At 54.8% G+C, this 12,144-nt stretch carries 9 protein-coding genes; 3 read left to right on the top strand and 6 right to left on the bottom strand.

The window, feature by feature from the left end; all coding sequences use genetic code 11:
* The 5 genes from FEZ59_RS16525 to FEZ59_RS16545 all read right to left on the bottom strand — a co-directional run.
* On the bottom strand, positions 1-772 hold a 772-nt coding region (locus FEZ59_RS16525; RefSeq protein WP_172932894.1), incomplete at its 3' end, for an aldehyde dehydrogenase family protein.
* 95 nt (positions 773-867) lie between these two features.
* Positions 868-2,088 (bottom strand): pyridoxal phosphate-dependent aminotransferase, encoded by a 1,221-nt coding sequence (locus FEZ59_RS16530; RefSeq protein ID WP_172932895.1) that lies wholly within the window; start codon positions 2,086-2,088, stop codon positions 868-870.
* Between the two features lie 160 nt (positions 2,089-2,248).
* Positions 2,249-2,749, bottom strand: coding sequence for an acyl-CoA thioesterase (locus tag FEZ59_RS16535; RefSeq protein ID WP_172932896.1), 501 nt, complete (start codon positions 2,747-2,749; stop codon positions 2,249-2,251).
* A 419-nt stretch (positions 2,750-3,168) separates the two neighbouring features.
* Positions 3,169-4,557 carry an APC family permease gene (locus FEZ59_RS16540; RefSeq protein WP_172932897.1) on the bottom strand — a complete coding sequence of 463 codons (1,389 nt, stop codon included), beginning with the start codon at positions 4,555-4,557 and terminating at the stop codon, positions 3,169-3,171.
* Complete coding sequence (locus tag FEZ59_RS16545; RefSeq protein WP_172932898.1) at positions 4,557-5,474, bottom strand: carbon-nitrogen hydrolase family protein; 918 nt, start codon at positions 5,472-5,474, stop codon at positions 4,557-4,559. The genes FEZ59_RS16540 and FEZ59_RS16545 overlap by 1 nt, the downstream gene beginning before the upstream one ends.
* A 378-nt stretch (positions 5,475-5,852) precedes the next feature.
* On the opposite strand from FEZ59_RS16545, the gene FEZ59_RS16550 reads away from it, so the two are divergent.
* The 3 genes from FEZ59_RS16550 (at position 5,853) to FEZ59_RS16560 (ending at position 11,706) form a co-directional block, all read left to right on the top strand.
* On the top strand, positions 5,853-6,521 hold the full coding sequence (locus FEZ59_RS16550) for a pyridoxamine 5'-phosphate oxidase family protein (RefSeq protein WP_172932899.1): 669 nt from the start codon (positions 5,853-5,855) through the stop codon (positions 6,519-6,521).
* 66 nt (positions 6,522-6,587) lie between these two features.
* The gene (locus tag FEZ59_RS16555; RefSeq protein WP_172932900.1) at positions 6,588-8,087 is read left to right on the top strand and encodes a PLP-dependent aminotransferase family protein; all 1,500 of its coding nucleotides are present in this window, start codon (positions 6,588-6,590) and stop codon (positions 8,085-8,087) included.
* Positions 8,088-9,390: 1,303 nt separating this feature from the next.
* A complete protein-coding gene (locus FEZ59_RS16560) occupies positions 9,391-11,706 on the top strand; it encodes a LuxR C-terminal-related transcriptional regulator (RefSeq protein ID WP_172932901.1) in 2,316 nt (771 codons plus the stop codon).
* A gap of 217 nt (positions 11,707-11,923) precedes the next feature.
* On the opposite strand, the gene FEZ59_RS16565 is transcribed toward FEZ59_RS16560, so the two are convergent.
* Positions 11,924-12,109: a hypothetical protein gene (locus FEZ59_RS16565; protein ID WP_172932902.1), complete on the bottom strand. Its 186-nt coding sequence runs from the start codon at positions 12,107-12,109 to the stop codon at positions 11,924-11,926.
* Between the last annotated feature and the right edge of the window lie 35 nt (positions 12,110-12,144).

The raw sequence follows: 12,144 nt of genomic DNA on the forward strand, positions 1-12,144 counted from the left end.
GGCGAGGGTCGGCCAGCGCGACCTCGGACACCGTGGGGCCGTCGCCGAGAACAAGATTGATCACCCCGGGTGGGAGGCCGGCGGCTTCGAGTAGTTGCATCGTCAGGTACGCCGCGACGGCCTGCGTCGGTGACGGCTTCCAGATCACGGTGTTGCCCATCAGGGCAGGTGCGGTGGGGAGATTTCCGGCGATGGCGGTGAAATTGAAGGGGGTGATCGCGTAGACAAAACCTTCGAGTGGTCGATATTCGACGCGATTCCACACTCCCGGAGCGGAAACAGGTTGGTCGGCGAGTATCTGACGAGCGAACGCGACGTTGAAACGCCAGAAATCGATCAGTTCGCACGGGGCATCGATCTCGGCCTGATATGCGGTCTTCGACTGACCGAGCATTGTTGCGGCGGCGATGGTTTCGCGCCACGGGCCGGACAGTAGATCGGCGGCGCGGAGGAAGACCGCCGCGCGGTCGTCGAACGAGAGGTCGCGCCAGGCCGGGGCGGCGAGTGTAGCGGCGTCGATGGCATCACGAACATCCGAGTGCGTTGCGCCCGCAAACGATCCGATGACCGAGCTGTGACGGTGTGGTTGAACTACGTTCTCCCGCTTGCCCTCCGCAGTTCGGTGGACGCCCCCGATGACCTGTCGGATGTCGGTGGGTGTCTCGGCCAGTTCGGAAAGTTTGGTGCGTAGGCGTGATCGTTCCGGGCTTCCCGGCCCGTAATTGTTGACCGGTTCGTTGGCTGGGTGGGGGACATTGGTGACGGCGTCCATGACGATCCTTCGGCAGACTGATGGGTGGGGCAGTTGGGGTGGTGAATAGTCGATTAGGGAATGGGGAGGTGGTGATTCGATACCCTTGTTCTGCGTTACTGGCTGTAGGAACTGAGGAAGTTGCCGAGCCGCTCGAGGGCGGTCGCGAGGTCGTCGGTGTTCGGCAGGGTCACCAACCGAAAGTGATCGGGTTCGATCCAATTGAACGCGCGGCCGTGACTGACCAGAATCTTCTCCGATTCCAGTAGATCGAGAACGAACCTCTCGTCGTCGACGATGCCGAACTTGTCGACGTCGAGCTTCGGGAACAGATACAGTCCTCCCTCCGCTTGCCGGCAACTGATCCCGTCGATGCTGTTGAGCGTGCTGTGCGCGAGATCGCGCTGTGCTGTCAGTCGACCTTGCGGGAGCAGGAGGTCCTCGATGGACTGGCGTCCGCCGAGTGCGGTCTGGATCGCGTGCTGCGCCGGCACATTGGCACACATTCGCATGTTGGCCAGCAGTTTGATGCCTTCGATGAAACTCGACGCCCGCTCGAGTGGTCCGGTGATGGCCAGCCATCCGGCTCGGAACCCGCAGACGCGGTAGGCCTTGGACAGCCCCGAGTACGTCAGACACAAAACGTCTCGCCCGGTCATCGACGCAAGGTTGGTCATGGATCGGCCGTCGTAGACGATCTTCTCGTAAATTTCGTCGGCGAACAGAATCAGATCGTGTTTGCGCGCTAGATCCACGAAGCGTTGCAGCACCTCCGTTGAGTAGACGGCGCCCGTCGGATTGTTCGGATTGATGACGACAATCCCTCGGGTATTCGGCGTGATCCAGGATTCGAGATCGTCGAAGTCCGGTGCCCAGCCCTGGCTTTCGTCGGTGAGGTAGTGAAGGGGAGTGCCGCCGGCCAGCGACACCGAGGCCGTCCACACCGGAAAGTCCGGAGCAGGAATCAGGATCTCGTCCTCGGGATTACAGAGTGCTTGCATCGTCAGCGTGATCAGTTCGGAGACGCCGTTTCCGAGATAGATCTCGTCGACGGTGACGTCGGCGATGCCCCGAGTCTGGTAGTGCTGAACTATCGCAGTGCGCGCCGAATGCAAGCCACGGGAATCGGAATAGCCCTGTGAGGTAGGGAGATTACGCACCATCGCTGCAAGGATATCGTCCGGTGCATCGAACCCGAACGCCGCCGGATTGCCGACATTGAGCCGTAGGATCGTCTGGCCTTGACCCTCGAGTTCTTCGGTCCTGTCCAGGATCTTTCCGCGAAGGTCGTACTGAACCCCTTCTAGTTTCTGGGCCTGAACGATTGGTTTAGTCATATGAAACTTGTCTCGAGTCTCTTTCGAATCGACGTTTCCGCCATTATGTAATCAGTTTTACTTGAGAATGCTTGATGTGAGATCTCAATTTTCTATCCGCGCTGTAAAACGAATTGTTATTTTTCCTTCTCGTGGCACGTGCTGTGCTCAAATTATGTAGTCACGGCGAAACTGCATGCGGGCTTGAAAACGCTGCCCGTTGTGCAGCTCTCCGTTTTCGCGCCGCTTCGTATCTTTCCCGGTCTAGCTGTGAGCTAGGCCGCAGCGGTGACACGGCGACCGGCTGCCCTTCGCCATCAACGGCAATCATCGTGAAATAAGAGCTGTTGGTATGTCGATTGGCCCCAGTCTGAATTGTCTCTGTGTCTACGCGAATTCCAATTTCCATTGATGTCTTACCAGTGAAATTCACAGACGCCGAGAAGGTTACCAGCTCACCGACTTGAATCGCATCTCTAAAAAGCACTCGATCGACAGAAAGTGTTACAACGTAACTTCCAGCATACCGACTGGCGCAACTGTAAGCGACTTGATCCAACAACTTGAGTAAGCTTCCCCCGTGAACCTTTCCCGTAAAATTCGCCATATCGGGTGTCATGAGGACTGTCATCGAGAGAGTCGTTGGACGTTGTACGGGGGTTTCGGATGATTGAATGATCATTGTTCCTTGGCAATCTATATCTGCAGTCAGAGTTTCACATCGCGAAATCGTTAGTCTTCTGAAACTGTTCGATCGATTAATTCTCGGCGCAGTGTACTCGGAGCCAATATCGTCCACGTTGAGGGCTCGTAGTGTCGCTCTACCGTGTTGTCATCACGGATAACATCTAGAGAACCATCAGAATTTACGACTGCCTTACGGTTAGCTTCATACGCTAGGACTTGTAGCTTGGTTTGGACTGCAAATTTGGCCAAACGTTCTCTCCTTCTTATTTGTTAATAGTAAATAATCAGCTTACGGCAGTTCAGGCTAGTGAATGTTTCGATTTTACTGGGGAAATTTGAGTATCTTCCGTGTCGTCGAAATGCGAGGTCTATTCACTGCTTGAACTGCCGTAGACCAGTAGATGACGGTCGACGCTAGCGAGTGGTCGAGTCCAGGTCATGGTCGACAAGCACTGTCGGTGCACTTTCATCAACGAGCGCGTTCGGATTAAGGGACAGGTCCGGAACCGGCTTCCTGAATCCCTTCGTCAAGAAGGTCAACCAGATCACTCCTAGGATCAGCCAGCCGATTCCAATCAAGGTGGCGTCTTCACTGAGCTGTGTCAGCAAGTAAATGTCGATTGCTGCACCGAAGATGCCAATCAGAATGTAACTGATCGACATGAGCTTTTTCGCGTCTCTATTTTTGACGAAGTACGTGATCAAGCAGATGTTTACGGCAGTGAAAGCGAGGAAGGCGCCGAAGTTGATGAATGAAGACGCGATTTCAATTGACAGCGGAAGTGCGATTAACGATGTCGCCCCAGTCAAAAGAAGGTTGTACGTCGGCGTTTTGGTCTTCTTCCCGATATGTCCAAAGATTCGCTTCGGTAGCACGCCGTCGCGTCCCATGACGTACAACAGGCGCGCGGTAGCGGCCTGAATCGACACGCAGCCGGCGAAGGCTCCGACGACGAGCGCTACGTTCAGCAGGTCAGCGAAGTGCTTACCGCCGACCAATACAGACATGGTGTATCTCATGGACTCGGGATCTTCGAGCCCACTTCCAGCTTGCACCAACTCCATCACATACGAAACCGCGACGAAGAAAGCGCCGGCGATGAGGATCGAATAGATGATTGCGCGGGGTATGTTCTTCTGTGGATCCTTGGTCTCCTCGCTCAGTGTGCTGATTGCATCGAATCCTAGGAAGGCATATGCACCAACTGCAGCGGCCGCTGAAATTCCACCGATTGTAGAAGCTGAATTCCAAATCGGGTCGGTAAAGGACGCGGGTGAGTTATCCGATAGATAGATAACACAGTATGCGACCAAGACGAGTACAGCGAGGACCGAAACAACGAGCAATATTCGATTGACGCGGTCGGTCACGACGATTCCGACCATATTTACTGCAGTTGTTGCGGCTGCATTGATCAGAATCCAACCCCACAGTGGGATTCCGGGGAACTGTGCATGTAGGAATACTGATTGAATCAGCCATACGAGCATTGGTAAGAATAGATAGTCCAGTAGGATGACCCAACCGACCAGGAATCCTATTTTTGAGCTAAGCAGTTTTCGAGAATAGATGTACGCGGATCCGGCACTCGGGAACAAATGCGCCATCTTTGCGTAGCTGATGCCGGTGGCCAACATAGCGAGAGTTGACAGGAGAAGTGCTGTCGGTGCAGTTCCGTGACTGATCTCTGAAATGATGCCGAACATTGTCAACACGACAGCTGGAGCCATGTAAGAGAGCCCGAACGCTACGGCGGCTACGAGTGTGAGCTTACGAGCAAGCGCCGGTGATGAGTTAGACATCAAATTGTCCCTCTGGAGTAGTTGCCCGTGGTTTGGTTTTTGGAATCTTTTGCACGTGTCGTTTCCTGCCATCGCGTTGGTGTTATTTCTCCACCGTAAAATGGAAGTTTGATAGGAACGTCAGACTCGTTGAATTGATCCCACGGCCTCGTGACACCTGCGGTCCCATGCTTGCGGACATTCCCGACTTGGTCAAGATCAATAACATCGGTCAGAGTGATCTCCTCCGAGCTGATCGCTTGTATCCGGGTCCTTCCTTCAGGATCAACGAGCAAGCTTCTGCCCATTCCGGTTGGTGCAGCAGCGTTTACACTTGCGACAAAATTCTGATTGACGATAGCGTTTGCCTGAGCAATAACAACTTCTTGTGTACGATCATTTGTTCCAGTTTGAACAACATTTAGAACAAGCTCAGCGCCCATCCACGCCAAATGCCTGGAGACTTCAGGAAACCATGCGTCGTAGCAGACTGATAAACCTATGCGCCCGAACCCTTTCATTTCAAAAGTGACGAACTCCGATCCCGGTACGCATGTCTCAGTCGGACGAAACGGGAATACTTTTCGATACGATGCCGCTAATTTTCCCTCAGGAGAATAGACAACAGCTGTGTTGAAGAACGAACCAGTCGGCCCTTGCTCTACAACTGTTCCCGGCAGTAACCAAATTCCAAGATCCCCAGCAAGTTCGGCAAGCACTTTTCCGCGTTTCCCGTCTATGGGTTCAGCCATCGAAGATAGATATTCTTCGAGCGGCTCATCACCCATCTCGGATCGACCCTCGGGGCGAAGGTGATACTCGGGGTAAACGTGCAGCGCCGCATCATTATTCTTCACTTGACGTTCTAGCCTGTGAGTGAATTCGGATAGGCTTTGCGCATGAATCTGCTCTAATGCGATAGGCAGTAATCGTGTCATGTTTTTCCGTTCCTTGCTTTCCTTGCCGAGATGGACCAGCCATCCGAAAATGTGCGACTAGCGAGCTGTCGAATCGATCCGTGCTTCCTGATCTGTCCTTTCGCGTATTTTCTGCGCTTTGCAGTGCTGGCCGACCTCGTGGCACGTGAGCCTCAACCCTCACGCATGAGTCCCAACAGGTAGCTGTGTCCTCGGGGGTCCGGATGGTGATGATCGCATCGCTGGATTCGTCTGGGCTCGGCAGGAAACACTGTGGTGAAAGCCACTCTAGGATTCGATCGGCCCCGGCGGAATGCCTGTGCGCCAAGGAAATTCTGGATTCTGGTTTGCGGCTATTCTGGTCTGCACAAGCAGACCAGAACTCCATACGATGGGGCCATGATCAGAAACGCAAATCGAATTAACCGCATCCGCGAACGCTCGCAACACGAGCGCGAGTCGCTCTACGCGATACTCGATGCTGGCCACAAGGTAGGCACGCTGAGCACCATCGCGGACGGCAAGCCTTGGGTAGTTCCGATGCTGTACGCAAGAGACGGCGATCGCTTGCTACTTCACGGCTCTGTCGGATCCGGAGCACTACGCCTGGTCGAAGCCGGCGCGCCTGCCGCGCTCTCGGTAACTCATATGGACGGCTGGATCTTCGCTCACACGATGTTCAACATGAGCGCGAACTATCGGTCTGCCGTTGTTCACGGAACACTGGAGAACCTGAAGGGCGAAGCCGCCGCGGATGCATTGACGAAGATGGTGGAGGGCATGACGCCAGGACGTCCAGCCGAGATGCCTCCGCATACAAAGAAGCACCTGGTCGGGACACAAGCAATGGCACTACAGATCCACGACGGTCAATGGACTGCAAAAGTTCGGACAGGAGAACCTACTCAACCGGAGGATGGCGAGGACTACGACCCGAATATTTGGACTGGCGTTGTCCCGATCAAGGCAGTTTTCGGCGAACCCGTACCAGCTGCGCGACATTCAAGTGATGTGCAACTATCGCCGTCCATTAGGGCGCTAATCGAAGGTTATGATGTAAATGCATAGAATGGTTCAAAGAATGTTCTAAGATTCTTAGATTTGCGCGTTACCGCTCAACCTTTCACTTCGAACATGGAAACCCTCCGAGGCGGTGATAAAGTGGCACGATCGATGCGGCCCAACCTGCTGCAACTATATATAGCCCCGGGCGATGGAAGTATGTCGAGCCGGCTGTCGGCCGCACTTGTTGGCGCGTTAGTGGACGGCCAGCTCGACGATGGCGATGACCTACCCTCGTCGAGGGTATTTGCGCACGATTTGGGAATATCGCGGTCGGTAGTGGTTGCCGCATACCAAGAGCTCATCGCATCTGGGTTTTTTGTCTCTAAGTCGGGTGGATCAACAAGGGTGGAGCTTGGGGCCCGCAATGCAGCTCTGGCGGGAGCGCTATCATCGTCGCTCCACCCCACAGATCAGCGAACATCCTTGCCCGACGAACCCAGCGGGCCAGTTCTGAGGTTTGATCTTCTCCCCGGATATCCAGATACTTCGCTGATAAACCGGACGGACTGGAGCCGGGCTATCAGAACATCAGCTGGGGGAATAGAAGACTTCAGGCCATATTTTGGAACATCTGATCCCGAATTAGGATCCAGACACAATTGTTTTCCAGAATTGCAATCGATTTTGGCGGATCATATACGTCGACGACGCGGATTTTTAGCGGATCCCGAAGATATATATATATTCACCAGCGTAAATGCTAGTTTGAAAGTTCTACTCCCGGTTCTAGTTGAGTCGAACAATTCAATCGCTATTGAAGATCCTGGCTATGTGACCGCTCGAAACGCGATAACCGGCGCCGGATTTAACGTGCGTTCCATCGGGGTGGACGAGGGTGGGATGATGGTTTCTCACTTGCGCGGCAGTGACGCTGCCGTCTACGTGACCCCGGCCCACCAGTTCCCTATGGGATCGCGCATGTCAGTAGACCGCCGAGCGCAATTGTTGGAATGGGCAGAAAGGGAAGGTAGCTTAGTTTTTGAGGATGATTATGATGGAGAATTCAGGTATGGAGTACCTCCAATGCCTGCCTTGCGCGGAATGGGATCCGGGAGTCAGAGCGTCGTATATTTGGGAACCGCTTCCAAGGTTCTTGCAAGAGACTTGAGAATAGCATGGGCGGTAGTTCCGAAAAAATATCGTTCAAAGGTGCGGCAGAGGGTCGCAGAAGAGGGGGATTCTGTAAGCCCGATAGCAGCAAAAGTCTTATCTTCTTTCATTAGATCAGAAGCCTTAACCAGGCATATTGTATCAGCGCATCACACATATGCGGCACGGCGTCAGCGCTTCGCGGAAGCATGTCGCGAGTTATTGCCGGAAATGAAATTAGAAGGAATTGACGCGGGTTTGCATGTCGTTCTGTCGTCAGAGAAACTATTTGATGACGTGACGGTGGTCAAGCAACTGCAACAGCGTGGTTTAGCATGCATGCCACTCAGTGGCTACTATCTTGACAAGAGTGTGCGTATAAGAAATGGACTGGTTTGCGGTTATTCCAGGTTGCCAGAAACCCAGGCGTTGCATGCGGTGAAAACACTGAGGGATGTTCTGGATAGAAACGGTGTATAAGTAATCGATTTTAACTGGAATGGAATTGCGTCGATTCGACCAGTTAACTCACAAAGACGAGATTTGCGATCTTGAGATGCGCGCCCGATGGAGGTCAAGGCGCCCGGGAGTGAGTTCAAAGACAACGTCGTCACGCGAGATGGAATTGCACGAGGGAGCCCACGAGGGAGCCCACGAGGGAGCCATTGCAGCGGCTAGCGGAGAGTTTCGCGGACTGCAAAGGGGAAAAACGCAATTCCTAACGTGCTGCCTACAATGTCCGGACCAGTTCAATGCACTGAGTGTTCCTGATGTCGACCCTACCGGTGCCGGTCGGTGGCCGAAGATTGACGGCACGGATCCTGGCAATCCTCACCCGACAACCTCGTCGATTCTTTGCATCGCGCCTACCGTATGTTGCTGATCGCATCGTTGAAATCGTGTTCGTTCAGCGGGAAACGCAGTGGCGGAGTGCCTCGCGGATTCGATCGCCGCCGTCGGACAGTTTGTGTGCCAAGGAAATGCTGGATTCTGGTTTGTGGCTATTCTGGACTGCACGTGCAGACCAGAATTCCATACGATGGGAACATGACCAGACGGCAAATCCCGAACGAGCGGCCGGTTCAGGGATGGGTCTCACAGTTTCCGTCGACCGTATACAGCGGTTCCGACACGCTTGCACCACAGAGCCTTTCACCTGTGCGCAATCGCCCGCGAAATGTTCGAACAAGCGAGCGTGAACAGCAAGATTCATAGCCCGACAAGACCCCATGCCTCACAGTTTCCAACCCAACCGTGAACACCGGCGAGGCGAACAAAGAAAGCACCCCAACGTCAACGCTCCGACACGACGACAGCGTTCATCACCGCGCGGAGCGCCGAGTCGAGACGCTCGAAAAGGCAATGCAGGCAAAATAGCTGCCACCCGACCACATGAAAATACAGAAATCTGCTCCTCCGATTCGTACTTCAGCCCCGATGTCCAATCGCTGGTGCAACAGACCGCGTAGTCGCGGCAGTCTGAGGCAACGATATGACAACGGTAGACGCACAACCTGACCAACCCCGACCAATTAACCTGCAAGAGTTCGGCATAGCGCGCGTCGTGCCCGCAGCCTCCCACCTCGCACAACTGGACGTCCCGCGGGCGTCGACTTGCTGTGGTGACACACAGCACTTACACGGAGACCAGCACGATCGACACCAGCCGCCCGCGCACGACGTTCGTAGGAGTGACAACCCAAACCACCCATACGAAGACCGAACGGGATCAAGACGTGCAGTCTCGCCTAACCGCACCCCTATCTCATCGATGCATGCAGGTATGGCAACCCCGCGCATCGAGACCATCGGCGTACGAATGCCGCCAGAGTTGACGAATTTCATCGGACGCCGACGTGAGATTGAAGAGACGCGCCGACGTATGGGCACGTCGCGGCTGGTGACGGTAACAGGACCTGGAGGGGTAGGAAAGACTCGCCTCGCCTATCGTGTGGCTGAAAATGCTCGTCGCACTTTTCGCGATGGCATTCGTCTGATCGAGTTGGACGGTGTGTGCGGGTCCGGTACATCCGAGGATGGACTACAAAACACCAACGACGGCAGATCGATCGATCCCCACTTTGTTGCATGGCTGTCCGACTCAATTGGCGACCGAGAAATCCTCCTCATCCTTGACAATTGCGAGCAGTGCATCGACCCAATTTCGCAGGCGGCAATCGACTTGCTCAGAGCATGTCCGCGCCTTCGAATTCTCGCCACCAGTCGAGAACCCCTTGGACTCTCCGGTGAGGCGGTCATTCGCATCGCACCGATGACGGTCTCGTACTCAGATCAACTTTTGAATACATCCCGCGTGCGTAGCGACGATGCGATTACGCTATTCCTTGATCGTGCGAGGGTCAACGAATCCGAATTCCCAATCTCAGATGCCGACCAGAGCACTGTCGCACAAATCTGCCAGCGACTCGACGGGATTCCACTCCTGATCGAGCTTGCGGCAGCAAGGCTACGGGCAATGTCAATCGATCAGATCCTAGAACGATTAGACGACCGATTTCTCCTGCTGACCTTGGGTGCGCGGGGCTCACCCGGGCGCCAACAGACCCTGACACGCTGTATCAAGTGGAGTTATGACCTGTGCAATGACTTAGAGAAGGACTTGTGGGCTCGGCTTGCTGTATTCACAGAGTCGTTCACGCTCGAAGCGGCCGAAGCCGTGTGCTCCGAGAACACCCCAGCGCCCGCGTTTGTGGACATTCTGACTGGGCTGGTAGACAAGTCCATCGTCATGCGAGAGGTATCGGCTCACGGTGTCCGATACCGGATGCTCGGAACCATTCGTGAATACGGTCGTACTCGATCTCAAAATTTCGGCAACTTGAAAATCCTACAGAATCGGCACTTTGATTGGCTCTGCGCTCTGGCCGCGCAAGCAGAATCGAAATGGGTTGGCGCACAGCAGGAATTGTGGGTCGCAAGACTGTCTGCCGAAGAGTCGAACCTGCGGTTTGCACTGACGTTCGCGTTCACTGCCCAACATCGTCATCTGGAAGGCCTTCGCCTCGTAAATGCACTATCTCCATACTGGTTTGCCCGCGGCATGTTTGAGGAGGGCTTGCATTGGATTCCATTGGCAATGGCGACGAAAGACTCGACCGCATTGCAAGAGAGAGCAAGAGCCTTGTGCAACGCTTCCATGTTTCTCTCGTCGTCGGGAGTGCCACCCACAGAACCAGTTCTGCGGGAATTGCGGGAACTATCAGACCAAACCGACGATCCAACCACCCGTGGGTTCCTAAATCTCTCCAAGTGCTTTATTGCCCTCCACATGGGAGATCTGTCGGAATTGAGTGCTGAGTACTCCGTAGCATCTGAGCTGTCACTGAACGGATGTAGTCAGATACCGCAGGTCATCGCCGGTCATATGCTCGGCCTACTCGCAGGCCGCCTCGGTGATCTCGACACGGCGATTGCCCTTGCCGAATCTACTCGGACGATCGCTGAAGAGCTTGGTGACACGTACCTTCGCAGCTGCGCTTTGTGGGCGGAGGCGTTGCTTGCGATGAAGAACAACGACTTCGACAAGGCTACAAGGCTATTTCGGCACAGTCTTCAGCTCAGCCAGTGCATCGCGGATCCGCACGGCTACGCGTGGTCCATGGAAGGACTTGGATGGGTCGCTGCCCAAGAGCGTCGATACACTGCCGCCGCCTCTCTCCTGGGCGCTGCAAACGCTATGTGGGGTCGCGTAAAAGCTTGTCCTGCAACCATATTCGTGATCTCGCAGTATCACACCAGTTGCGAAACCGAGGTTCGTCGGTCTATGAGCTCCTGTGCCTTTGAGTCAGCATTTAGGAATGGACGCGATCTTAGTATGCGAGCATCTTTGGCAAAGGCACTCGGTGAAACGATGCCCAGCAGGGCGCCATCAGAGCCGAACAGTCTCACCAAGAGAGAACGCGAAGTAGCTGCGCTGGTCGCAGAAGGACTAACAAATAAGGCGATTGCTCGAAAGCTGGTAATTTCTCAACGCACAGCGCAGGGACATGTCGAACGAATTCTGGTCAAACTAGGATTCACCTCGCGCACTCAGATCGCGACGTGGACCGTAGAACAATCTCGGCACTCGGCGCAGTGACATGTCGAGTCCGGGACCTACCGGATGAGACTCAAGGGTGGAGCCCGCCCCCAACGAGGGCCGCCAAGCCGGCACGGTAATGACGAAGGACGGTCAGTGGGCCTACCGGTACAAGGACGGCGTAGAGCTGATCCTGATGAAGATGCCGGAGCGCCCTGCCCTCTACCTAGGAGTGCCGCAGAAAGGCCCGCACCGAACCCGGTGCCTTCTTAGTGTGTTATCCCCACTTGCTGTTCATGTTGTTCGCGAGCCATTCCGCGTCCGACTGGACCATCGATCCCCGCAGGCAGTAGCGGCCCGTGTTGTCCTCAACGAAGTGGGTGAAGCACTCGTTCTCGTATCCGCCGTGTTCTTCGGTGCGGGATATCACGACAAAGCGTGTGGGAGCGGCTGTTTCGGGCATGGTGATGCCTTTCTGAGAGTGGGTAGAGTCGCTCC

This window comes from Rhodococcus sp. MS13 (genome assembly GCF_013277835.1).
Taxonomy (GTDB): domain Bacteria; phylum Actinomycetota; class Actinomycetes; order Mycobacteriales; family Mycobacteriaceae; genus Rhodococcus_F; species Rhodococcus_F erythropolis.

Bases quoted from the DNA above. Each gene is read 5' to 3' on its own strand.
- FEZ59_RS16530 (WP_172932895.1), bottom strand. From the start codon at position 2,088: ATGACTAAACCAATCGTTCAGGCCCAGAAACTAGAAGGGGTTCAGTAC.
- FEZ59_RS16535 (WP_172932896.1), bottom strand. From the start codon at position 2,749: ATGATCATTCAATCATCCGAAACCCCCGTACAACGTCCAACGACTCTC.
- FEZ59_RS16540 (WP_172932897.1), bottom strand. From the start codon at position 4,557: ATGTCTAACTCATCACCGGCGCTTGCTCGTAAGCTCACACTCGTAGCC.
- FEZ59_RS16545 (WP_172932898.1), bottom strand. From the start codon at position 5,474: ATGACACGATTACTGCCTATCGCATTAGAGCAGATTCATGCGCAAAGC.
- FEZ59_RS16550 (WP_172932899.1), top strand. From the start codon at position 5,853: ATGATCAGAAACGCAAATCGAATTAACCGCATCCGCGAACGCTCGCAA.
- FEZ59_RS16555 (WP_172932900.1), top strand. From the start codon at position 6,588: ATGGAAACCCTCCGAGGCGGTGATAAAGTGGCACGATCGATGCGGCCC.
- FEZ59_RS16560 (WP_172932901.1), top strand. From the start codon at position 9,391: ATGGCAACCCCGCGCATCGAGACCATCGGCGTACGAATGCCGCCAGAG.
- FEZ59_RS16565 (WP_172932902.1), bottom strand. From the start codon at position 12,109: ATGCCCGAAACAGCCGCTCCCACACGCTTTGTCGTGATATCCCGCACC.